This is a genomic window from Allokutzneria sp. NRRL B-24872 (genome assembly GCF_002155965.1).
In the GTDB taxonomy this organism is placed as follows: Bacteria; Actinomycetota; Actinomycetes; order Mycobacteriales; family Pseudonocardiaceae; genus Allokutzneria.
Window position 1 is genome coordinate 1 of sequence record NZ_MUMH01000403.1, and the last position, 564, is coordinate 564.

At 69.9% G+C, this 564-nt stretch carries 2 protein-coding genes; both read right to left on the bottom strand.

The features are described from left to right. On the bottom strand, positions 1–171 hold a 171-nt coding region (locus CCN37_RS38330), incomplete at its 3' end, for a PD-(D/E)XK nuclease family protein (RefSeq protein WP_168201065.1). Between the two features lie 184 nt (positions 172–355). Next, positions 356–564, bottom strand: a 209-nt coding sequence (locus CCN37_RS38335) for an alpha-L-rhamnosidase C-terminal domain-containing protein (RefSeq protein ID WP_143262075.1), incomplete at its 5' end; no start/stop codon positions are given.

A 564-nucleotide genomic window follows, 5' to 3' on the forward strand; every position in this document is an offset into this window, starting at 1 on the left:
GTGCACCACCGCGCCCAGCGTGCTGTGCGCCCACGGCCCGGTGCGCTGCGGGGTCGGCCGTTCGAGGTACGCGAGCCGGTACCGGCGCGGGCAGTCGTCGAAGGTGGCCAGCCGCGCCGGCGACACCTTCGTGAGCCGCACCGGTTGCGCGACGCCGAAGTCGAACCCCATCTGCTCCTTCACGGGTGCCACGCTACGCACCACCACCGACAGTTTTTCCGGGGGTTCGGGTGGCGGAGCCCCCGACCTGGGGCGAAGCCCCAGATGTCACCGACACTTTCCGCGCGGCACCCGGAAGTCCGTGAATGGCACATTCACGGACGCTAAGTCCCTCAATGTGCCATTTACGGACTTCCTACCGCACCACCAGGACCGTGTGGGTGCCGCCGGCGACCGTGAGCGGGCCCGCAGCGCGCAGCGGCCGCCCGTCCAGCAAGACCAGCCGGCCACCAGGGACCACCAGCGAACCCGAAGTCCCGCGAGGAGCCGAAACCGTCAGCGAGAACACCGAACCCTTCTGAGACCACGAAGCCGACAACGCACCCTTCGGCGTCGGCACCGCCC